This is a genomic window from Bowmanella denitrificans, assembly GCF_002887595.1.
GTDB lineage: Bacteria > Pseudomonadota > Gammaproteobacteria > Enterobacterales > Alteromonadaceae > Bowmanella > Bowmanella denitrificans.
Genome location: NZ_PEBU01000004.1, coordinates 16218 through 38753 on the forward strand (window position 1 = coordinate 16218; position 22536 = coordinate 38753).

Consider the following 22536-nt stretch of genomic DNA (forward strand, 5'->3'; position numbering starts at 1 on the left):
TTGCATACAAAAGACGCATAAAAACGTATGGGTAAAGGAACACTGCCTATTAAGCATAGCAATAGCCACAAATTTCATGCAGTTATGTGAGCAGCGAAGGGGCCTTTATCCGGGCTTACTTCAGATGGCGCATCACCAGTTCCGGTCCCAGTCCATACTCGTCCAGCAATTGCTGATATTTGCCATTGCCACGCAGCTTGAACAGGGATTGCTGCAGATGCTCGGCGGTTTCCTTACCGGATGCTTTGTGCAAGGCCGCATACAGGGGGAGTTCCATCACCATCTGACGCTTTTCTACTTTGTCCTTGAGCTTCTCCAGCAGTGTGGCTTTGTCTTTTTCCATATTGCCGGCCATCAGAACGCCGTCCACCCTTCGGTGCGACAGCATTAATAAAGCATCTTCAATTTCCGTGACCGGATAGGTGTTTTCCTTAGTAAAGCGCTTATCAACGGCCAGTTTCTTTTCCACGGCACTTTTGCGGATCACCGCAATTCTGAATTTTCGCATTTGCTGGCTGTCCTGCAGATCCAATGCCGGATCGCCAGGCGGTTGCCATAACCAGACATTAATACTGGCCAGCGGCCCGACCCAATAAAAGCTTGCTTCACGCTCTTCGGTGCGCCCCACCGAATAGAGCAATGTATTGGGGGTATCCAGTGCCAGTTGATAGGCTCTTGCCCAGGGATAAAGGGAAAACTGGTAAGTCAGGTCATTGTCTTCCATCAGCAGCTTGACCAAATCGGAGGAGAAGCCTTTCATCTGGCCCTGTTGTTCATAACTAAATGGGGGGAAGTGCTCGGTTACCAATTGCCAGGTGGGGTTATCGGCATGGCTGCCAGCAGAGTGGCACAGACAGTACAGGCTAAAAATTCTGAACAGGGCACTAAGCCGATTTATCACCCGGTATTTGCTGGTCGGCATATTAGCTTCGACATGGTGGCAAGCTCGCGGTGGGTCGGCGTAAAAAAACATCGTCACTACTCGGGTTTAGCCCATCCAAGGCGAATTGCAGGCATAATTTATCTTCGCCCTTTTATGGCAGGGATGCAAGTCAGACAAAAAGGGGCAGGAAGCCGCCGTGATACGGCGGCCAAATAGTTAGGCGTCGATATCGGCGTTGTGATAAATATCCTGAACGTCGTCACAGTCGTTCAGCATATTCATAAACTTTTCAAACATGGCAACGTCATCGCCACTGACCTTAGTAGTGGTTTGCGGTACGAAGGTGATTTCTTCGGTTTCAAACTCAATACCGTCAAAGGCTTCGGTGAGTGCCGTTTTTACTTTGTAAAACTCGGTATGAGGAGCAAACACAGTGACCATACCGTCTTCCACTTCCACATCAGTCACATCCGCATCTGCCATCATCAATGCTTCCAATACCGGCTCGTCATCGTCACCCTTAAAGGCAAATATGGCCTGATGATCAAACATATGCATAACGGCACCGGGGGCGCCAATTTTCGAATTGGTTTTGGTAAAGCAGTTACGTACGTCGGTAATTGTACGGTTGTTGTTGTCGGTCAGACAGTCAACAATCACCATGCAGTTGCCGGGACCGTATCCTTCATAGCGAGCCGGAGTATAGTCTTCGCCACCGGCACCCTTGGCTTTTTCTATGGCTTTTTCTACCACATGAGCCGGTACCTGATCCTTTTTGGCTTTTTCCATCAAACGCTTCAGTGCGACGTTGGTGTCCGGATCCGGGCCACCACTTTTAGCGGCGACATAAATTTCTTTTCCGTACTTAGAATACACTTTGCTTTTTACGGCCTGGGTTTTGGCCATCGCTACCTTGCGGACTTCAAACGCTCTACCCATGGGAACACTCTCTTTATGGTTTAATTCGCGGGATAACCCCATTCCATTGGCAACTGGCTTTGTGGCCAATCGAATGGGTATCTGAAAGGGTTGGGATTTTAACGCTATTGCGCCCTGTTTGACCAGTTTTTGCTGGTATTGCTACCGTGCCAGAATTTCGCTGCCAGCAGGCCGGCAATAAAACCGAATAAGTGCGCTTCCCAGGACACAAAAGGCTGGCTGGGCAGCACGCCCATTACCATTCCGCCGTATAAAAAGCCTACCGCCAGGGAAATCAGTAACTTAATTAACTGGCGGCTATAAAAGCCGGCCAGTACCAGAAAACCAAACTGACCGTAAATCAAACCACTGGCGCCCACATGATAGGCGAAACGGCCGAACAGCCAGACCATCAGCCCGGTAACAAGTACAATCCAAACGCTTACCCATAAGGTGCGCTTCAAACCATATTCCAGCATCAGTAACCAGAAAATAGCCAGCGGCACTATATTGGCGATAAAGTGGCCAAGGCTGCCATGCAGCCAGGGCATAAACAGGATGCCGGGCAGCGATGTCACTTCGCGCGGCAGAATAGCGAAGTGATTCAGGGCCCGACCACTGAGCAGATTCACCAGCTCAACCAGGACAAAAGAAGCCAGCAACCAAAGCAGCACCTTGACTTGATTTTTCAGCATCTGTTCATCTCCGCCTAATGCCTCACAATATTATGTGTGGCAAGTACCTGGACATATCCTGGGTAATAATGTGTTTATCTTCCCGCACAGAAATCCCCGCCGCCTGGTCATTGACCAGCCACGAGCCTATCAGGGTATGATTATCGGCAAAACGTGGCAGCGCGTTCCAGGCCTGATAAATAAAGCCTTCCTCGCCATAGGGGCCGTCACTTTGCACTATGGGCTGCCCGCCCTGATAAACACTGATATTGGCACCTTCCCTTGAATACAGCGGTTTTTTCACCAGTTTGCCGGCAGTGCTGATGGGCAGTTCATCTTCAAACCAGGCTGGCAGCAGGTTAGGGTGGTCAGGAAACAGTCGCCACAACATGGGTAAGATAGCCTTGTTCGACAGCAAGCTTTTCCACAGGGGTTCCAGCCAGTTTACCCCGGCGCCGGGAATCGCGTCAGCAAACGCTTCCCGTTGCATAAATTCCCAGGGATAGAGCTTAAATAACGTCTCAATACTGTGGTCGTTAAGATCAGTAAAGTGGCCGCTTTCACTCAGACCAATTTGTTCGATAAACACAAAATCATTTAAGACACCGGCCTCACGAGCACAGTCCTGCAGGTATTGCACTGTGCCTCTGTCCTCCACGGTGTCCTCGCAGCAGGCGAAATGCATATGCTTTATCTGATAATGTGCAGCAATGTCGGCAAAACGTTTAACCAGCTTTTCCTGCAAGGAGTTGAACTGATCGGCCCCTTTGCTTATCAGCCCCTGATTTACCTGATCTTCCAACCAGAGCCATTGCCAGAAGCCGGATTCATACAAAGACGTCGGCGTATCGGCATTGTTTTCCAGTAATTTGGCTGGCCCCTGGCCCTGATAGACCAGATCAAGGCGCGAATAGAGACTAGGGTCACGCCGTTGCCAGGAGTCGGCTATTTGTTGCCAGAATGGCTCAGGCACGGCGAATTTTGCTAACCAGCGTTCGTCCCGTATAACCACGTCCAACGCTTCCAGACACATCTGGTGCAACACCTCGGTGGGGCCTTCCAGGTCATCTTCTATTTGCCTGAGGGTAAACTGATAGTAGGCACTTTCATCCCAGTAGGGTTCGCCATACATAGTATGAAAATAAAAGCCAAACTCGGCAGCTTTCTGTTGCCAGTTGGCCCTGGGGGGGATGGGCAGTCTTAACATGAAAATAGTTGTCAGTTGTCAGTTGTCAGTTGTCAGTTGTCAGTTGTCAGTTGTCAGTTGTCAGTCATTCGCTGCGCCAATGGCCGATTCTGCCAATTTCTCATTGTATTTCCAGAATTCAGCCAACGGCTAACAGCCAACCTAAACACCTTACCCACCCCATCCTTTAGAACTGCTCCCCCAACTGGATTTGGCCCGAACCGTACTGCCAAACCCACCCCGTTTGATGGTGCGGTTTACCGCTGGCTTAGGTTTAAAGGCATCCTTGTCCACCTTCAGCCGCCGGTCTTTGTAATAGCCATAGTCCCAGCCGTCTGCGGTGGTCCAGCGATATCGATATGGGGAGTAGGGCGAATAGGACGTAAACAGAGGTTGGGAATGATAGCCACGCGGTGACATCAGGTTACTCAGCATATATCCGGCCATAAACGGCACGAAAAAAGAGCCGCCGCCGGATTCCACCCGGTGGCACTGCTGCTGGCCGAAGTCGTATTCGCAGTCGGTGGCGTTATTGTATTTGGGGGCGGTGCGCGCCGCTTCTTCCAGTGCCTGCTGATAGGCCGCTGTACATTGCTCGGCAAACTCAGGGTTTTTCTCAATACAATCGTTGGCAGAGGTATAGACGTCGGCGTCCTGACGATTACCGCCACAGGCACTGAGCAATACAGTCGCCACACCCACGGCCAGAGGTTTGGGGGCAAAGCCCTTACGCATACTGGCCAGATTTATACTGACCGAGCGTTTTTGTTTGCGCTGTTCCATACGCCCTCCTAGTAAGACATGCAGGCCGCGTTCAACAGGCCCACTGCAACAGACATGGCGGCTAGCATGATCCCAGCAGAAATTTCGTTATTGTTGATACGCTCAACAATCTTGGGCATAAAAGTGAAGCGCAACAGGGCAAAAGCCAGCAGCTGCGCTATCAGAGCCACCGCACCCCACAAGGCAAAATCCACCAGTGACACGGCGTTAGTGGCCGCGCCCGCCAGTGCCAGGCTGAAGCCGACCATGGCACCGCCAAACCCAACGGCAGCAGCAATGCTTTTTTCTTCCTTTACCAGTTTCCACTCATCGTGGGGAGTGACAAAGGCGTACAGAATTTTAAAAATAAACAGCAGGGCAATAGACACGGCAAAGTACAGGGCAAAGTTGCCAAGTCCGGCCAGAGATTGAGTGATGACATCCATATAGGTCTCCTTATTCTTATGTCAGCCACAATGCTAAAGCATATGTGGCTTGTTTAGTACCCGTTGGCTTAACCGTTAATGCGGATATCCGCCGGCTGCAGATTAAAGCCGGTGCTGATGACCAGGCAACGATCGGCACGGTTATCGATAATTTTCTCTTCACCACAAACCAGCAAGGCTTCCACTTCATCCTGGCCTATGGGGCGCTCATACAGCATCACAAATTGGTCTGTGTCGCTGATATCGCCGTCTTCCTCATAGGTTTTTTCGGTCATGGCCACCGGCGGCGACAGTTCGCCTACGGCGTCCCAGACGCGATTGAAGGTATGATTTTCCAGTGCAAAGCTTGGCGTGGATATTTCACTGCTGAGTAACTGTTGCCACTGGCTGTCTGAGCCAACGGTTTTGGTCTCGTAGAAATACCACAATTTTACATCTGTAATGTGTTGCTCGGTGTCACCACCGTCCAATACCACCTGCAAGAAGGCATCATCGTCGGTATAAAAACGCAGGATTTTGCCGCCGGTATCCAGCATCACTTCGCCGACTGCCTGAATCAGATGAGTGCGGGCAGTTCCTTCGATGATCAGCTCAGGCTCCAGCAGGCGTAGTCTTAAATCATCAAGCTGAAATGAACCGCCCAGGTACAGGCCCATAATTTCCGGCGCTTTGGGCCCTTTGACTTGCTCTTGTTTGCCAAACCATTTACTGAACATACAGACTCTCCCAGTCAATCTGGCGAATACGATTTACCGCAATATAGTAAAGCTTGTCACCACTGTTGAGTGGCTTTTCTGACGGTGGATTAAGCTCAATCCTTTTACTGTGATCGGCCAGCCCGATCAGCGTTGCGTCATACTTTTCTTTTAAGGCGCGAAATGCCTGACCTACCGACAGTGGCTTAGCCAGGTTTGGTATGGTCACCGAATATTGCGCCTGGCCTTCCTGCACACTGAGCAGGTCATGGTGCAGAGCGCTGGAGCCAGGGTCAAAGGCCGACTTGGCCAACATTTCTACCGCCACACTGGGGGTGCATTCCACATTCGGACAATGTGTTTGTAGTAAACGCGCCAGGCTCTCATCCTGAAAATAAGCCAGGATATGGCTGCCGGCATTGCGCTGGTTGGCATACAGCGCAGTGGTCATGGTGATGTCGTCATGTTCGTTGTCAATAATAATCACCGCCGCGTCACTAATGCAGGCTCTGTCCATATCGGCATCGAGATTGAAGGATTCCACCCGCACAAAGTCGATACAATCTGGCATGGGGTTATCAATCTCGGCTTTTACACAAAGGACGATTTGCTGCTGTTCGGCCATATGCTGGCGTTCCCGCAGCAACAGGTTGAGCAAATGCAAGGTGCGCTGACCATTCCAGCCAATCACCAGAATATGCTGCTGTACATGAAGTTTTTTCAAACCTTTGACTCCTTTGAACCATTGGCTGGATACCCAGGCCGCTGCTCGCCCCAGAATCAGGGCAAAGAGGCTGAGGCCGACCGGGATAACAAACAGGGATACCACATAGCGACCGGCTTCAGTGCCAGGTGACAGATCGCCGTAGCCGACAGTGGAACTGGTCACCACCAGGAAATACAGAAAGTCCGGCCAGCGGGTCAACGCCTGCTCATCGGCCCATGCCAGCAATAACCAACTGCTCAGGCCATACAAAAAAAACGCCAGTACAATACTGTACCAGCGCATTTCCTGAAAATAGCGGGCAACCAGCTTGCGTAGTTGATATAACGTCAAGCCTGTTCTCCCCCTGGTTACTGGCCGAGGATTCGGCTCAGTTCATCATCGGCGCTGCTTTTGCCACCTTTGACTCCAGCGGCCGCCAGACGACTTTCCAGATCATCATTCGACTCACTGCTGGCCAGTTCTTCAGCGGCTTCCAACTCAGCACTGCGCATGGTCTGGCGCTTTTGGATGCGATCCAGTGACTCAGTCGCGGTTTTCATCTTGCTGTTAGCGCCAAGGTGACGGGACGATACGGCAACCTGGGCTTTTTGCACCGACTCAGTGGCCTTTACCATGTCTACCTGTTGCTCCAGGCGGCGCAAATTGGCTTTGGCCTGGTTGATATTGGCTGCCAGCTTCTGCTCTGAGGCTTTAAACTGATCCAGGTACTTTTGTTCGTTGTCCATATCGGCGCGCAGTTCGACCACTTTTTGCGCACAATCCAAGGCCAGTTGCCGGTCTTTTTCCACCGCCTGACGGGCATGTTGCTCGTAGGTTGCGATAGACTGTGCCAGGCTGTCGACTTTTTGTTGCGACAATTTACACTTGGCCAGTATTTGCGTGCGGGCATGGTCAGACTTGCGCAGTTCTTCCTTGGCTTCACGAATTTCCTGCTCAAGGATACGGATGGCCTGGCTGTCGGCAACCGCTTCGGCTGCTTCAGTGACGCCGCCTTTTACCGCAGTAATTAATTTTTTCCAAACAGACATAATCGGCTCCTCGTTACTTCAAATGATCCTGATAGGCATCCAAAAAGGATGCGACATTCTGGAACAGGGTTTCCACTTCAATCACAATGCTTTCGGCCTTTGACTGAGAGCTCAGGGCACCAAAAGCGGTGTAATATTCTTCACCAGCCACCTGGGATATACCCACTGTGGTGAGGGGGAAGAGCATGTGAGTCTTGAGAATTTCATCATTCAGGGCGGCCCTGTCGCTGACTTCGGTGGCGGCAAATAACAGGGTTTCAACAATGATCTGTTCGCCGCTTATGGCCAACCAGGCATCGATGCCGTCGGTATTGGCAATCAACAGGCAGTCCTGTTGTCTGGTTACTACCAGGTCATTGTGCTTTGTCAGCAGGCTTTCCAACTGATCAAGATCCCAACTCATGGTTCACTCCTTCAAAATGGGTTGTTTGCAAAAACCGCTGGGTGGCTTTGCAATGGACATAATCTTAGACAGGCAATTTTACTGTCGTCAAATATTTTTTTCTCTTTTTGTATAAAATAAGTTTTTTGTGTAAATTATACGTCACGTTTAAGTGGAGGCATTATGCGAAATCACAACGCCGACTGGCGACAACTGGTACAACGGTTAATTAAGGCCGAAATGTCCAGACGTGGCGTCAAATATCAGGATCTCAGTGACAGACTGGCCCATATCGGGGTTAATCAAAGCGCAGATAACCTGCGAAATAAAGTCAACAAAGGCATTCTGGGTGCTGACTTGTTGTTACAAATTATTACTGTACTCAATGTCAGACGTATCGAGCGGGATGACCTGATGGATATCTTCGCCGATATGGGGGTCACCCTGCCAGACTAGCTGGCGTCCTCACTATGAATGGCTTTACAGCCGGGCAATCAGACTTGCCTGTCGCCCTGGCTGAGCTGCTTAACTTTATTCAGGCAGTCTGGCTGCTAAGGCGCGAGATAACTTCCGCCATGCGGTTTTTGACATCCAGTAAGGTCTGGTTATCTTCTGCACAGGAGTCAGCATGGACACCATTGAGTTTGGCGATATCCATTAATTCATGCAAATTGGCCTGAATGCGCTGAGTAATGCCGGACTGCTGTTTTACGGATTGAACTATCTGTTCATTTAGCTGCGCAATCATTCCTACTGAAGACGTGACATCCTGCAGTTTCTGATTGGCCTGGTGAACCTGCTCGACACTTTGCCCGGTTTGCTCCCGGCCTTGTTCAATGGCATTGACGGCACTGTTGGCACCTCGCTGCACATTGGCAATCATCTGTTGAATTTCTTCGGTGGATTGCTGTGTACGGGCAGCCAGTGTGCGCACTTCATCGGCCACCACCGCAAAACCCCGTCCCTGCTCACCAGCCCGGGCTGCTTCGATGGCGGCGTTTAAGGCCAACAGGTTGGTTTGTTCAGCAATACTTTTGATCACGTCCAGCACAGAGCCTATTTTTCGGGCGTCCTGGTCCAGGGTGGCAATCACCTCTGCGGTTTGCTGAATTTGCGCCGAGGACGCAGTGATGACGTTAATGGTCTGCTGCATCACCTGAATACTTTCATCGGCCGATTGGTTTGCCTGCTGGGCTGCGTCTTCAGCCTGATGCGCATTAATGGCGATGCCATCTGCCATTTCCACCAGATTTTGTACCGATTGCTGGACGCTGTTGGTACCATGATTTTGTTCCGTTACGCCCTGGCTGATAGCGCCAGCACTGTCCACCAGGCTGTAGCAAACTTTATCCAGATCCCGCTGGGTGTTGTCCAGCCCCTGACAGATACTCAGGGTATTTTTACGCAGAATTTCAATGGCTTTCGACATTCGGCCAATTTCATCTTCGCTGTAAATAATCAGTTGCTTGTCCAACTGGCCACGACTGACATCGCGCAGGTGATTGATCAGGGTGGTCAGTGGGCGGACGACTTTGGCATTCATAAACCAGGCCGTCATCAGACCGATCACTAATATGGCCAGCAGAATCCCTATTGAACTGATCAAAGTCGCCTGGCGCGCAGCAGCATCGGTTTTGCGGCTTTGCTCTAATATATAGTCATGCAATTGTGCACCAAGCTGCTCCAGTTGTTGGGTTGGCGCGCGATCAATGCCAGTCACAGCGGCGTCGCCTGCCTTGTGGTCCAGGCCTGCTTGAATATAAGCTTGCAGGCCTTTTTGATACTGACCCAGTAACTGCTGGTGGGTGCGTTTGAATTCACGCATCTGCTGCTTGAGATTGTCGTCGATATCCAGTGCCAGAAATTCGTCAGAAGAACGTTCAATACGCTGGTGGTAGTCCATAAAACTGGCCCAGTATTTATCGCGCTTCCCTTTGTCGTGGCCCCGAAGCAGAACGTTCTTCCATTCCTGAACCTGACGTTTGAAGTTCAGGTTAATACCGTCTGATAAGGTCGTGGCTGACACTTCCTGCTGCATAAGATGGTCATACTGCTTAATTTCCGAAGCCAGCAGCGATATACCATATTCTGCGAAGAGCCCAACCAGCAATATTCCCCCTCCCAGTAATCCAAGGATTTTAGGACGCAGTTTTTTAAATTGGGCAGGGAGCATTGGTACCTCAGGCGCTATAAAAGACGGCAGAATTCTAATCTATGCGACAATGAGAATAAAAGGTTAAAATCATGATCTTATCGTTAATGGCGATATTCCATCTGACAGTTGTGCCGGGATAAGCTGGGGGCTGTTTATCTTTCGAGTATGATTTTGCAGCAGTTTGTGGGCCCTTTATACAAGGCAGAGTGAACGTGGTGTAGTTACTCTACATGAGTGAGTGACAAGTCCGTATGGAACGGACTTGAACAGCTCTGCTGGCCTTTGGCGAAATACAAGGAAGTATTTCGTATAACGCCGTAGAAAGGGCCCACAAGCGCTGCCCGAAGGGTTCAACCCAGCCCCTCCTGCTCGGTATGACAGGCTCCTGCCTGTCACCGCAAGCGGCCAGCTAAAGCTGTTCAATGACGTTCCCTACGTCATTGTGTTGCCGGGCTTTGACTTAGGTCCACTAGGCCTGCAGCCTGGCGTCGTGACCAGAAGGGCTGGATTTGAACAAAATCTATACTTGAAAGATAAACAGCCCCTAGTATGTTGTGGTTTAAGGGTGGGATTTTTGTGCGCTTGCGCCTAAAATGTGCAGCCCCGAAAAACAGGCTGATTGCATGAAAGTTTCTGATTTCCATTTTGACCTGCCCGACACATTGATTGCCCGTTATCCCATGGCTGAGCGCACAGCAAGCCGTTTACTGCATTTAAATGGCCAAAGTGGCACCTTAGCGCATTTGCATTTTCCAGATATTTTGTCGCTTTTGGAGCCTGGGGATTTACTGGTATTTAACAATACCCGGGTGATACCCGCCCGGCTGTTGGGGCAAAAAGAAAGTGGTGGCAAAGTGGAAGTGCTGGTTGAGCGTATCTTGGATGAGCACCGGGTGCTGGCCCATGTGCGGGCCAACAAATCGCCTAAGCCTGGCAATATTCTGGTACTGGAAGAAACCGTAAGGGCAGAAATGACCGCGCGGCACGACGCCTTATTTGAATTAACTTTTCTGGATGCAAGACCAGTGCTGGAAGTGCTGGAAGCCCATGGACATATGCCATTGCCACCTTATATCGACCGGCCGGACGAAGCGTCAGATAAGGAGCGTTATCAGACGGTGTATAATCAAAAACCCGGTGCGGTTGCTGCACCGACGGCAGGTCTGCATTTTGATGATAAGCTGCTGACAGCGCTGAAAAACAAGGGAGTGAATACCGCTTTTGTGACCTTGCATGTGGGGGCCGGAACATTTCAGCCGGTGCGGGTAGACAACATCCTTGAACACCAGATGCACTCAGAATATGCGGAGGTGCCGCAGGAGGTGGTTGACGCAGTGCTGGCCACCAAGGCGGCAGGTAAGCGGGTAGTGGCGGTCGGCACCACCTCGGTGCGCTCGTTGGAATCCGCTGCCCAGGCTGCGCTTAAGGCCGGTACTGAACTGTGTCCTTTTTTCAGCGATACCGATATCTTTATCTACCCTGGTTATTCATTCCAACTGGTGGATGCCATGGTCACTAACTTCCACTTGCCTGAGTCCACCCTGATTATGCTGGTCAGTGCTTTTGCCGGCAAAGACAATATTATGCATGCCTACCAGCATGCCATTGAGCAACAGTACCGCTTTTTTAGCTATGGCGATGCCATGTTTATCGAACGTCAGGATGCGACTGGTTGAGGATGTCAGGCGTCAAGGTAGGACATGAGCATGCTGTAGCTGGTGACAGTGTGCAGTGTTGCTGACTTTTAGGCGTACCAATTTCTGTCCCTGACTGTATGAATCCTTTATAATCGCCGACGTTTTTAACAGCCTGTTTAAGGGTCAGCCTCGGACTGTTTTCCGATTCGCTGAGGAGTAATATGAAATTTGAACTGATAAATACCGACGGCAAAGCCCGTCGAGGACGCCTTGTTTTTGAGCGTGGTGTGGTGGAAACCCCGGCGTTTATGCCAGTGGGTACTTACGGTACGGTAAAAGGCATGACCCCGGAAGAGCTGGAAGCCACGGGTGCACAAATCTGCCTGGGTAATACTTTTCACCTGATGTTGCGCCCTGGCACGGAGATCATGAAGCTGCATGGTGATTTGCATGACTTTATGCATTGGCAAAAGCCGATTCTGACTGATTCTGGCGGTTTTCAGGTATTCAGCCTGGGGGACTTGCGTAAAATCAGCGAAGAAGGAGTAACCTTCCGTTCACCCATTAACGGCGAAAAAATCCTGTTGACCCCCGAAAAGTCCATGCAGGTGCAGCGTGATCTGGGTTCAGACATTGTGATGATCTTCGATGAATGTACTCCTTATCCGGCCACTTACGAGCAGGCTCGCACGTCCATGGAACTGTCGTTACGTTGGGCAGAGCGTAGCAAAAATGAACATGCTGATAACCCCTCGGCCTTATTTGGTATTGTACAGGGCGGGATGTATGAGGACCTGCGTGAAATTTCCCTCAATGGTCTGGAAAAGATTGGCTTTGATGGTTATGCCATTGGTGGTTTGTCTGTGGGTGAACCCAAAGAGGATATGATCCGCATTCTTGATTCTACCGCGCATAAAATCCCGGCCGATAAGCCGCGCTACCTGATGGGAGTGGGTAAGCCAGAGGATATTGTTGAAGCAGTACGCCGCGGCATCGATATGTTTGATTGTGTGATGCCAACCCGCAATGCCAGAAACGGTCATCTGTTTGTCACTGATGGGGTGATTAAAATCCGCAATTCAAGGCATAAGACCGATACCGGGCCGCTGGATGAAAAATGTGACTGTTACACTTGTAAAAATTATTCCCGGTCATATCTACACCATCTTGATAAGTGCAACGAAATTCTCGGTGCGCAGCTCAACACCATTCACAACCTGCGTTACTATCAGCGGGTGATGGAGGGCTTACGCAGCGCCATTGAAGTCAACCAGCTTGAAGAATTTGTCGCCGAGTTTTATGCCCAAAAAGGCATGCCGGTGCCCGAGTTAAACTAGTTAGCCAGTGGGGCAGGACGCTCCGCCACTTGTGACTCTCGGGTTAAAGTGCAGGCAAAGAAAAACCACGCTTTTCGAAGCATTAATGCCCTAAGGCGGGACGCTGCAGGGCAATTATAAAAACAAAATTTAGGGGAAAATGATGAGCCTATTTATTTCTAATGCCTACGCGCAATCAGCACCTGGTGCCGGACAAGGTGGCGGTTTTGAGATGCTGATAATGCTGGGTGTATTTGGTCTGATCTTCTACTTCATGTTGTACCGTCCACAGGCCAAACGGGTTAAAGAGCATAAAAACCTCATTTCGTCGTTGGGTAAGGGCGATGAAGTGTTGACCCAGGGCGGCTTGGTGGGGCGCATTACCAAGGTTAGCGACGACAAGGACTTTGTCGAAATGGCGCTAAATGACTCCACTAATATCGTGATCCAAAAGGCATCGGTATCGGCGGTATTGCCCAAAGGCACCATGAAAAATATCTGAGTATTAAAGTGAAGAGGCGACCTGTTCGCCTCTTCCATTTTTTGCCGAGTAAGAAAGGACAAGTTCGTGTTAAACAAATACCCCATGTGGAAGTACCTGATGGTGGTCCTGGTGATCGCTGTTTGTGCGCTCTACGCCTCGCCTAATTTGTACGGTGAAGACTATGCGGTACAAATTTCTGCAGGTCGTAATGCCGAAGTGGATACCCGACTGTTTGAACAGGTCAAAACTGATTTACAAGCAGCCGGTATCGATATTAAAAGTATTTCCCTCGAAGAATCTCACTTACTGGTACGCCTGAGAAACGGTGATGATCAGTTAGTGGTAAGAGAAAAGCTCGAGGCCAGTCTGGGTAATGATTATGTGGTTGCCCTGAACCTGGCGCCTGCCACACCGGATTGGTTGGAGAGCCTGGGCGCCAGCCCGATGAAATTAGGCTTGGACTTACGTGGCGGTGTGCACTTTTTGATGGAAGTGGACATGAAAGCGGCCATCAACCGCTCTATCGAACAGATGGAAGACGACTTCCGTAATAGCCTGCGCGAAGAAAAACTGCGTTATCGCCGGGTCGAGCAAAAGAGTGATCGGGTGGATGTGCAATTCCGCGACCAGGAAACCCTGGACCAGGCGATTAACTTCCTGGAAAAAAACAACCCCGGCCTGCTTTTCAAAGACGAAGGTGAGCTGACGATGAGCGCGGTGCTGTCTGAGCAGCGCCTGAAAGAAATCCGCGAATATGCCTTAAAGCAAAACATTACCATTATGCGCAACCGGGTTAACCAGCTTGGTGTGGCGGAGCCGGTGATTCAGCGTCAGGGCTCTGACCGTATTGTAGTGCAATTACCAGGGATTCAGGATACTGCCAGAGCTAAGGAAATTCTGAATGCCACCGCCACCTTGCAATTCCGTATGGTTGACTTGGATCACGATGTACGTGATGCGGTGGAAGGGCGCGTACCACCTGGTTCGCAGTTGCTAATGGACAGAAAAGGCCAGCCTCAGCTGCTGGATAAACGTATTATGCTGACCGGTGACCATATCGTGGATGCCAGCAGTAGCTTTGACGAGTACGGTCGTCCGCAGGTTAATATCAAGCTGGACTCCGAAGGCGGCAATAAGATGTCCCATGGTACCAAGGACAATATCGGTAAGCCGATGGCCACCGTGTTCATTGAGTACAAGCCCACCAATGAGAAAGACAAAGACGGCAAGATCGTGTTTGAAAAACACGAAGAAGTCATCAACGTTGCCACTATTCAGGCCCGTTTAGGCAATAGTTTCCGTATCACAGGTATCGACTCACCGGCAGAAGCACAAAATCTGTCACTGTTACTGCGTGCCGGTGCCTTGGTGGCACCTATTTCTATTGTAGAGGAGCGCACGGTCGGCCCAAGCCTGGGGCAGGAAAATATTGAACTGGGTATGCAGGCTATTTTCTGGGGCCTGATGCTGATTCTGGCCTTTATGCCAATTTACTACCGTAAGTTTGGTTTGGTGGCCAATGCAGCTTTGCTGGCGAATCTGGTGATGATCGTCGGTGTCATGTCGATGATTCCTGGTGCAACGCTGACGTTACCAGGTATGGCCGGTATTGTGTTGACGGTTGGTATGGCGGTGGACGCCAACGTGCTTATTTTTGAACGTATCCGTGAGGAACTGCGTGATGGCCGTAGTCCTCAGCAGGCTATTCACCACGGCTACGACAGTGCACTGTCCACTATCGCCGATGCCAATATCACTACTCTGATTGCGGCCTTGATTCTGTTTGCCGTGGGTACCGGACCGGTGAAAGGTTTCTCCATCACCCTGGCCATCGGTATTCTGACCTCCATGTTTACCGCCATCGTCGGTACGCGTGCGCTGGTTAATTCGGTATGGGGCGGTAAGCGCCTCAATAACCTGTCCATTTAAGGGAGATAAACATGCGCGTATTTGATTTCGACAAAGAAGTCCGCTTTATGTCCCTGCGCTGGCCGGCGTTGGTATTTTCTACTTTGCTGATACTTGGTTCTATCGTGTCTCTGGCGGTTAATCAGCTTAACTGGGGACTGGATTTTACCGGTGGTACCGTTATTGAAGTAGGTTATCAGCAACCGGCTAAACTGGCACAGGTGCGCCAGCAACTGGACGAGGTTGGTTTTGGTGATGCCGTGGTGCAGAACTTCGGCAGCAGTGAGGATGTGCTGATTCGTTTGGCACCGCGCGAGGGCGTGAAATCCGAAACCCTGGGCGACCAGGTTATGGCGGCCTTGCGTGCCAGCGGCGAACAAGTGGATATGCGTCGTATTGAGTTCGTTGGCCCGCAGGTTGGTGAAGAACTCACCGAGCAGGGAGGCCTGGCCATGCTGGTGGCGCTGATATGTATCCTGATGTACGTTGCCATGCGCTTTGAATGGCGTTTTGGTCTGGGCTCGGTAGCCGCACTGGCACACGATGTCATTATTACCCTGGGGCTGTTCTCGGTTCTGCAACTGGAGTTTGATTTGACAGTACTGGCTGCTGTACTGGCGGTGATAGGTTATTCACTGAATGACACTATTGTTGTGATGGACAGGATCCGTGAGAACTTCCGCAAACTGCGTAAAGGCGAGCCAGAAGAGATAATCAATATCTCATTAACCCAGACCATGAGCCGTACCATTATTACCTCGGGTACCACGCTGTTGGTGTTACTGGCATTGTTTTTTAAAGGTGGTGCCTTGATCCATGGCTTTGCTACCGCATTGCTGTTCGGTATTTTTATCGGTACTTACTCCTCCATCTATATTGCCAGTGCTGTGGCGATGATGTTGGGGATCAGTAAAGAAGATTTGATGCCCACCGAAGTGGAAAAAGAAGGGGCCGACCAGGACCCTCTGCCATAAGCTTGCTCTGCTAGTCTGATATTACGGCCCCTGCTAGGGGCTGTTTATCTTTCAAGTATAGAATTTGTTCAAATTCAGCCCCTGCTGGTCACGACGCCGGACTGCAGGCCTAGTGGGCCTAAGTCAAAGCCCGGCAACATCTAGCAGGAGGGGCTGGGTTGAACCCTCCGGGCAGCGCTTGTGGGCCCTTTCTACGGCGTTATTACTCACTCATGTAGAATCACTACACCACGTTCGCGCTGCCTTGTATAAAGGGCCCACAAACTGCTGCAAAATCATACTCGAAAGATAAACAGCCCCTAAGGGGCTGGCACTTTTCTGAGTTGTGTATTTGTTCTGCATGGTTTAGTTTTCAATGAATCGCAGTCTTCCTTGCTGCCAGGAATGGCGTATATGAAATTTTCCGTTCTGTTTTTATGTGCTGCAACGTCTTTAAAGCTGGCTGCTCAGACGGAACAACTGAGTGTTTTTGACCTGTCTTTTGAGCAACTGTTAAATATGGATGTGGTGGCACCGGGTAAGTTCAGCCAACCTTTGGACAGTGCGCCGGGGGTGACTACCGTTATCAGTCGCGAAGAAATTCAGTCTCTGGGGGCTACGTCTCTTCTGGAAGTGCTGGAACAAGCCCCTGGTGTGTTAATGATGGGGTCCTTTTTCTATCCGCAAAATCTGGCTGTTATTCGCGGATTACAACTAACGCATTCTAATAACGAAGTGCTGCTGCTGATAAACGGCAGGCCGGTGCGGGACAGTTTTACTGGCGGACAAAACTTTGCCATTTATACGGCCTTCCCAATACAAAGCCTGGATCGCATAGAAATTGTCAGGGGACCCGGCTCCGTGCTGTATGGCAGTAATGCCTTTAGCGGCGTCATCAATCTGGTTACCCGCAGCCAGGATAATGCTGAGTCTGTGTATGTGGCTACAGGCAATCTGGGTAGCCGCGAAATGCAGATTCAGGGCAGTATGGAAAGTGGCGAAGGATATATAAACGGGGCGGCGCGTTTTTACCAAGACGATGGTTGGCAATTTAAAGCCAAGGACAACAGCGGCCTTGACGGCAGTTTTGCTGCCGAGCAGCAAAACCATGCATTGATGCTGCAAGGGCAGTGGCAAGGCTGGCGTGCTAGTGCCGTTAACCTGGTTAGTGAACAGGCATTCTGGGGCAGTGTGTCCAGTTGGTCCGGACCGCCTCAGGAAGATAGAACAGTACGTTCACGTCGTTCGATACTGGAATTGGGCAGAAGCTGGGATCTGGCATCACAGCTTCGCCTGGACACCGATATCAGCTACAACGCATCGCGTTTCAGCCATTATAACTACCGGGCTAATTCCGATAATATTTTGTTTGAAGCGCTGCTTGACTATGACCTGCTGGACCAGGGCCGCTGGCTGTTTGGTGGTACTGCCTGGCATCAGCGCGTTAATACTGAACCGGGCCTGGCCAAGGCACCCATTCCGGCTTTTTCGCGCACCTGGTATAGCCTGTATGGTCAGTATCAAACCACCAACAGTAACGCCCTGAACTGGAGTTTGGGTGCGCAGTACAACAAAGTGCCGGATGTCAATGCCAATTATGAACTGCGGGCCGGTCTGATTTATACACTAAGTGCTAAAAGCGGTATTAAACTGGACTATGGCGGCGCCTTTCGTGCCGCCTATGGGGTGGAAACCCATTTTAATCTGATTGTCTGCTGTGATGCCGAGGGTAATAATACCGGTGGGCTGCGCGGTAATCAGCAGCTTGAGCCAGAGCAGATTACGACATTTAACCTGCAATATTTCCATACCGGTGAGGATAGTCGTCATACCCTCACCTTGTTTCACAGTGATTTGTCTAATCTGGTGTCTCGCCTGCGTGCAGCCGACCGGGTGCTGGATTTTGTGAATGCCGGCGACCTTGAAGCGTACGGCACTGAACTGGAAGGAAAATGGCTGTTTGAACAGGGGCAAATTAACTACTCCTACAGTTATCAGCACAATGAATCCGAGGATTTGGAAAATTACACCCTGATGCCCAACCACATGCTTAAATGGAGCCTTATTTATGCAATCGGACAGGATTGGTGGTTAGGTCTTCAGCACAGTTGGGTTAGTGCCTTTCATGCCAATCAGATTCGCAACCCCAATACCCAAAGCTACAATCCTGAGCCTTCCTCTTATCATCTGCTGCGCCTGAAGTTGGCACGCAAACTAACCTGGTTGCAGCAAAGCACGGAGTTGGCGCTGAGTGTCAGTAATATGCTTGACGAGGACATCTACCAGCCGGAAATCGCCGGGCGCAATATCAACAGCCATCCCATGCGCAGTGGGGTTCGGGTGAATATGGGGCTGAATATCGGCTGGTAATTATGTGAATAGACATTCCTGGTTACGCTTAGTCTGAACAGCGAAAACTGGAGAAATGTTGACTTTATGTACTACACATACTGTTATCAACTGTAATTGAGATAACAGGATGTTGTTCGCCTGCTTGGATTTTCAGGTGCCATTGGAGGCACTGAAAAAGGATGTTTTCAGATTACACAACGCTGAATGGCTTCCTCATGTTAATCAGAAAGATTACCAGGGAAGTTGGGATGTCCTGCCGCTTAGGTGTCTGGCTGAGCATAAAAGTGCTCACCCTATCATGCAGGGTTTTGCGGTACAGACCGGTGACGACTGGGTTAACCTTCCCGTCTTGGAGCAACTATCTGCCATACTTCAGGTGTTGAGTTCTCTGCAATGCTCTATCAAATCGACCCGCCTGATGCGACTACATGCAGGCGCGCAAATCAAACCACACCGTGACCTTGGGCTTTCCATCGAATACGGCGAAGCACGTCTGCATATTCCTATCCTCAGCAATGAATTACTGGAGTTTCGGGTTAACAACCAGCTTGTTCCCATGCGGGAAGGGGAGCTCTGGTATCTCAATGTGGACCAGACTCACCAGGTCCTGAACCGGGGCGATCATGAACGCATCAATCTGGTCATTGACTGTGTGGCCAATGACTGGTTGAAGAAAAAAATTCAGGAATCATCACTTTGCGTAAGGGATAACAATGATAACCAATGCCTCTCAGTCATCTGATATTCCAATCGAGACTGTCGTCCAGGATGCTTCTGTCCGGGATACATCTATCCAGGAGACATCGTTAGCAGAACAACTTTCCGAACATGCTATTGTCCAGCATACGCGGCCGCTTATCGAGAACCTGCCTGACGCTGGATTTGCCAAACCCCACATAGATGCATTGGCCAGCCTGCTGGGTGACATTACCGGTATTTCTGCCCATAGTGATCTGGGACACACCCTGGGTATGAATCTGAAGTCCGGGGTGGCTCTGTCGCCGGTACAGGCGGCCAAGTGTCTGACTGAGCTGATGCGCACGCATTCATTTATGCATGCGGTGGCCAGGGCGGTAAAGGATCAGCTTGACCGCAAAGGACAAGTTGAGATTGTGTATGCTGGCACGGGGCCCTACGGTTTATTAATGCTGCCACTTTTGGCCTGCCTCAAAGATTCACGTATCCAGGCAACCCTAATTGATATCCATGAGGAAAATGTCCAGGCGGTGAGGGCAGTGGTGAGTCACCTGAATATTGCCTCGAATATCCGCTCAATAGAGCAGGAGGATGCGACCTGTTGGACGCCGCCCTCTGGTCGCAAGTTTGATATTGTTCTGTCGGAAACGATGAACTGGATGCTGAATAACGAGCCTCAGGTGATGATTTTCAGTCATCTTGTCCAATACCTTCGCGATGAACACAGTACCCTGATTCCCCAGAAAGTGGTGATGGATGCCTGCTTATATAATGCGGCTGAATCCAATCAGTTCAGGATGGGGAAAAGAAAGGAACCTCCGCAAGAGTCCAGGCTGGGAGTGGTCGGTTGTCTGGACCGGGAGGCTGCTGGTGCCATCGCTAATGGCGATCGCACATTGCTGAATGCCCGGATTACCATTCCTGATCCATTGCCCCCAGACCAGACAACTCTGAAGTTTCGTACTGAAATCCAGATATACCAGGACCTCTGGCTTAAAGACGGGCAGTGCAGCCTTAATACCCCATTATGCTTTAGCAATAGTGATTTTCACCCGGGTGATGTTGTAAATCTTTCCTATATCTATGCTGAAAGCACAGAGACGACCCCAGGGTATGACATTCGTTTTCCTCCCCGTAAACAGGTGATCGACGAACCTGCGTCAGATCAGGAAGTAGGGGAACTGGGGATCATTCACCTGAAACGCTTATGGCATAAGTTCCGGTTGCAACGGGAAGGAAAGCGGACCGGGGAGGATGATAAAAATGAATGGAACCGGGATATGTTGCTGATGGACCTGCTTCACTTGGGATTGCAGGATTGTCTCAGTTGGATTTTCCAGGAGGCATCCACCTTTTCTCAGTTTGAACAATGGGTTCTCGAAAAGAATGGCGGTCAAATCAGCCGTGAGAGAGTAAAAGAAATTAATGCAGCGATGTCTGATCGCCAGGAATCTCAGCCAAAGGGACAGAAGAAATTTCGTTATCTGAGCCCCGAGCAACGTCAGTTCTGGGAGGAAAATGGCTTTCTGGTCGTCGAGAATGTTCTTGATCCTGATCAATGCCAGAAGACGGTGGATCTCATATACCGCTTTCTTGATAAAACGCAGGACAATCCTGAGACCTGGTATCAGGATCACCCATCTCAGCGTAATATCATGGTGCACCTCTTCCAGGACCCGATTTTGGAAATGAATCGCCAGTCCACAAAAGCACAACGGGTATTTTATGACTTATGGCAATCCGAGAATCTTCGTTTTTCCACTGACCAGGTCGGCTTTAACCCGCCCGAAACCTCACAATATAAATTCCCCGGTACCAGATTGCATTGGGATCTGGATTTTTCTTGTCCTTTAACATTCGGGACACAGGGATTGTTTTATCTGACCGATGTCGCTGAGAATCAGGGCGCTTTTCGTTGTGTGCCTGGATTTCATCGCCAGTTAAAGGACTGGTTGAAGGATCTTCCCTCACAGGCTGATCCGAATCAACAGGACCTTTCAGCTTTACCTGTTCGGTATATTGCTGCACCGGCAGGATCCCTGGTTGTATGGCATCAGTTTCTTCCGCATGGCAGTAGCCCCAACACAGCCGCTACGCCGCGGGTTGTTCAGTATTTTAATATGTTGTCCGTGAACAGGCCGGCGATGACATCATGACGGCCAATGGCGATCTTTCAGCCCGGGAAATACTGGAGAGGTTGGTTGATGCGCCGGAAATACTTCTGGCCCATTGTAAGATTTGTGATCCATACGACCTTATGAATCAGTTGACCCAGGCATTTGATTTGAAAGATATTTCGCCGGACCATCTGCTAAGAATCATGCAGTCCGGGGAAGAGGCAATTGAACCTGACCTGGCTGATTTTTTCAGGTACTGGCGTCCAACTGGATACTCGATTAAAAACGGTGCAATTAACTGGCGGCTGATTCTTGGGGAGTTACCGTTTGCGCCCTTTTATGATGAGCAGATTGCGAATGCGGTAAATCGGTCTTTATTGGCGACGCTCTTGAATCCCAGGATATCGCTGAAATATATCCTGTCGTTCATCTCTCAGTATTCAAATGAGATACAGGGGCGTTATCAGTCAGACTCTATGACTCCAGCAGGGTTTATATTTCATTGCTCGCGTTGTGGTTCAACCTTAGTGTCGAACTCAATGGCAGCCACGCAGTTGTTTACGGTCATATCCGAAGCTTCTGTTCTGACTGACTTGCTGTTGGACACTCAATTAAGTGATCAGCACAAAATCGCTGCTTTAAAGTGGCTTATTCCAATGTTGGGTGATCGCCTGATAGTAAAGCTGAACGCCTGGGACATCAGCTTCCTGCCACTGATTCACCAAGCCTTCCCTGATGCGAAAATACTCTTTCTCACCCGGCGACCGGAGGAAGTTTTACGCTCACATCAGCGTTCCGTTGGTATCCATATGGTTCCGGGTCATCAGATTGCGGAGGTCTTTGGTCATTCAATCTCGGTGTCGCTACTTGATTATCAGGCTGAAGTGATGATGTGGATCTATGCAAGGATGCTGGAACAATACAAGGTGTTACCCGCAAGTTCAGCGGCCATGGTGGATTATCGTGATCTTGATCTGGACAACATGTGCCATATTGCCGTGTTCTTTGGAGGGCATATGAATCAGCTAAAGAAGAGTGCTGTGTCGGCTATAATGCAGCGCTACTCCAAAAGTACCGACGATCTATATAAGGACCGACGGGCAGTACCTGAATCCACTGACAGGTTTGTCATCAGCGAGCGAATCCAGAGTCAATTGACAACGTTGTATCGGGCATTGCGATCCGAATCTCGGCTAATGGAAGACTGCGAAAACTAG

Annotated in this window: 21 protein-coding genes; 10 read left to right on the plus strand and 11 right to left on the minus strand. The window is 50.2% G+C overall.

Annotated elements, in window-relative coordinates; genetic code table 11:
• Nucleotides 1-115 precede the first annotated feature (115 nt).
• The 10 genes from CSR04_RS09250 to CSR04_RS09295 form a co-directional block, all read right to left on the minus strand.
• Nucleotides 116-973: a substrate-binding periplasmic protein gene (locus CSR04_RS09250; protein ID WP_102796009.1), complete on the minus strand. Its 858-nt coding sequence runs from the start codon at nt 971-973 to the stop codon at nt 116-118.
• A 126-nt stretch (nt 974-1099) separates the two neighbouring features.
• Nucleotides 1100-1822: a YebC/PmpR family DNA-binding transcriptional regulator gene (locus CSR04_RS09255; protein ID WP_102796275.1), complete on the minus strand. Its 723-nt coding sequence runs from the start codon at nt 1820-1822 to the stop codon at nt 1100-1102.
• A gap of 104 nt (nt 1823-1926) precedes the next feature.
• Nucleotides 1927-2496, minus strand: coding sequence for a rhomboid family intramembrane serine protease (locus tag CSR04_RS09260; protein ID WP_102796010.1), 570 nt, complete (start codon nt 2494-2496; stop codon nt 1927-1929).
• A 22-nt stretch (nt 2497-2518) separates the two neighbouring features.
• On the minus strand, nt 2519-3682 hold the full coding sequence (locus CSR04_RS09265; protein WP_102796011.1) for a glutathionylspermidine synthase family protein: 1164 nt from the start codon (nt 3680-3682) through the stop codon (nt 2519-2521).
• 150 nt (nt 3683-3832) lie between these two features.
• A complete protein-coding gene (locus tag CSR04_RS09270; protein ID WP_102796012.1) occupies nt 3833-4444 on the minus strand; it encodes a DUF1190 family protein in 612 nt (203 codons plus the stop codon).
• A gap of 8 nt (nt 4445-4452) precedes the next feature.
• Entirely contained in the window at nt 4453-4869 is a 417-nt protein-coding gene (locus CSR04_RS09275) for a DUF350 domain-containing protein (RefSeq protein WP_102796013.1), read from the minus strand.
• A gap of 68 nt (nt 4870-4937) precedes the next feature.
• Nucleotides 4938-5585 carry a YjfK family protein gene (locus CSR04_RS09280; RefSeq protein ID WP_102796014.1) on the minus strand — a complete coding sequence of 216 codons (648 nt, stop codon included), beginning with the start codon at nt 5583-5585 and terminating at the stop codon, nt 4938-4940.
• Complete coding sequence (locus CSR04_RS09285) at nt 5575-6573, minus strand: potassium channel family protein (protein ID WP_102796276.1); 999 nt, start codon at nt 6571-6573, stop codon at nt 5575-5577. Before CSR04_RS09285 ends, CSR04_RS09280 begins: the two co-directional genes overlap by 11 nt.
• A gap of 65 nt (nt 6574-6638) precedes the next feature.
• The gene (locus CSR04_RS09290; protein WP_102796015.1) at nt 6639-7319 is read right to left on the minus strand and encodes a PspA/IM30 family protein; all 681 of its coding nucleotides are present in this window, start codon (nt 7317-7319) and stop codon (nt 6639-6641) included.
• A gap of 13 nt (nt 7320-7332) precedes the next feature.
• On the minus strand, nt 7333-7722 hold the full coding sequence (locus CSR04_RS09295) for a DUF2170 family protein (protein ID WP_102796016.1): 390 nt from the start codon (nt 7720-7722) through the stop codon (nt 7333-7335).
• Between the two features lie 162 nt (nt 7723-7884).
• Between CSR04_RS09295 and CSR04_RS09300 the strand changes: the two genes are divergently transcribed.
• Nucleotides 7885-8157: a DUF6471 domain-containing protein gene (locus CSR04_RS09300; protein ID WP_102796017.1), complete on the plus strand. Its 273-nt coding sequence runs from the start codon at nt 7885-7887 to the stop codon at nt 8155-8157.
• A gap of 79 nt (nt 8158-8236) precedes the next feature.
• Here CSR04_RS09300 and CSR04_RS09305 read toward each other — a convergent pair whose 3' ends face one another.
• On the minus strand, nt 8237-9874 hold the full coding sequence (locus CSR04_RS09305; protein ID WP_102796018.1) for a methyl-accepting chemotaxis protein: 1638 nt from the start codon (nt 9872-9874) through the stop codon (nt 8237-8239).
• Nucleotides 9875-10479: 605 nt separating this feature from the next.
• Here CSR04_RS09305 and queA point away from each other — a divergent pair.
• The 9 genes from queA to CSR04_RS09350 all read left to right on the plus strand — a co-directional run bounded on the left by queA (nt 10480) and on the right by CSR04_RS09350 (nt 22536).
• Nucleotides 10480-11532 carry a tRNA preQ1(34) S-adenosylmethionine ribosyltransferase-isomerase QueA gene (queA, locus tag CSR04_RS09310; RefSeq protein ID WP_102796019.1) on the plus strand — a complete coding sequence of 351 codons (1053 nt, stop codon included), beginning with the start codon at nt 10480-10482 and terminating at the stop codon, nt 11530-11532.
• 182 nt (nt 11533-11714) lie between these two features.
• The gene (gene tgt / locus CSR04_RS09315) at nt 11715-12830 is read left to right on the plus strand and encodes a tRNA guanosine(34) transglycosylase Tgt (RefSeq protein WP_102796020.1); all 1116 of its coding nucleotides are present in this window, start codon (nt 11715-11717) and stop codon (nt 12828-12830) included.
• A gap of 142 nt (nt 12831-12972) precedes the next feature.
• Nucleotides 12973-13311, plus strand: coding sequence for a preprotein translocase subunit YajC (yajC, locus tag CSR04_RS09320; protein ID WP_102796021.1), 339 nt, complete (start codon nt 12973-12975; stop codon nt 13309-13311).
• A gap of 66 nt (nt 13312-13377) precedes the next feature.
• Nucleotides 13378-15222 carry a protein translocase subunit SecD gene (gene secD / locus CSR04_RS09325; RefSeq protein WP_102796022.1) on the plus strand — a complete coding sequence of 615 codons (1845 nt, stop codon included), beginning with the start codon at nt 13378-13380 and terminating at the stop codon, nt 15220-15222.
• A gap of 11 nt (nt 15223-15233) precedes the next feature.
• Nucleotides 15234-16175 (plus strand): protein translocase subunit SecF, encoded by a 942-nt coding sequence (gene secF, locus CSR04_RS09330; protein ID WP_102796023.1) that lies wholly within the window; start codon nt 15234-15236, stop codon nt 16173-16175.
• A 393-nt stretch (nt 16176-16568) separates the two neighbouring features.
• Nucleotides 16569-18524, plus strand: coding sequence for a TonB-dependent receptor plug domain-containing protein (locus CSR04_RS09335; RefSeq protein ID WP_172449300.1), 1956 nt, complete (start codon nt 16569-16571; stop codon nt 18522-18524).
• 109 nt (nt 18525-18633) lie between these two features.
• The gene (locus CSR04_RS09340; protein ID WP_102796025.1) at nt 18634-19248 is read left to right on the plus strand and encodes an aspartyl/asparaginyl beta-hydroxylase domain-containing protein; all 615 of its coding nucleotides are present in this window, start codon (nt 18634-18636) and stop codon (nt 19246-19248) included.
• A complete protein-coding gene (locus CSR04_RS09345) occupies nt 19220-21358 on the plus strand; it encodes a phytanoyl-CoA dioxygenase family protein (RefSeq protein WP_102796026.1) in 2139 nt (712 codons plus the stop codon). The genes CSR04_RS09340 and CSR04_RS09345 overlap by 29 nt, the downstream gene beginning before the upstream one ends.
• Nucleotides 21355-22536, plus strand: coding sequence for a sulfotransferase family protein (locus tag CSR04_RS09350; protein WP_102796027.1), 1182 nt, complete (start codon nt 21355-21357; stop codon nt 22534-22536). The genes CSR04_RS09345 and CSR04_RS09350 overlap by 4 nt, the downstream gene beginning before the upstream one ends.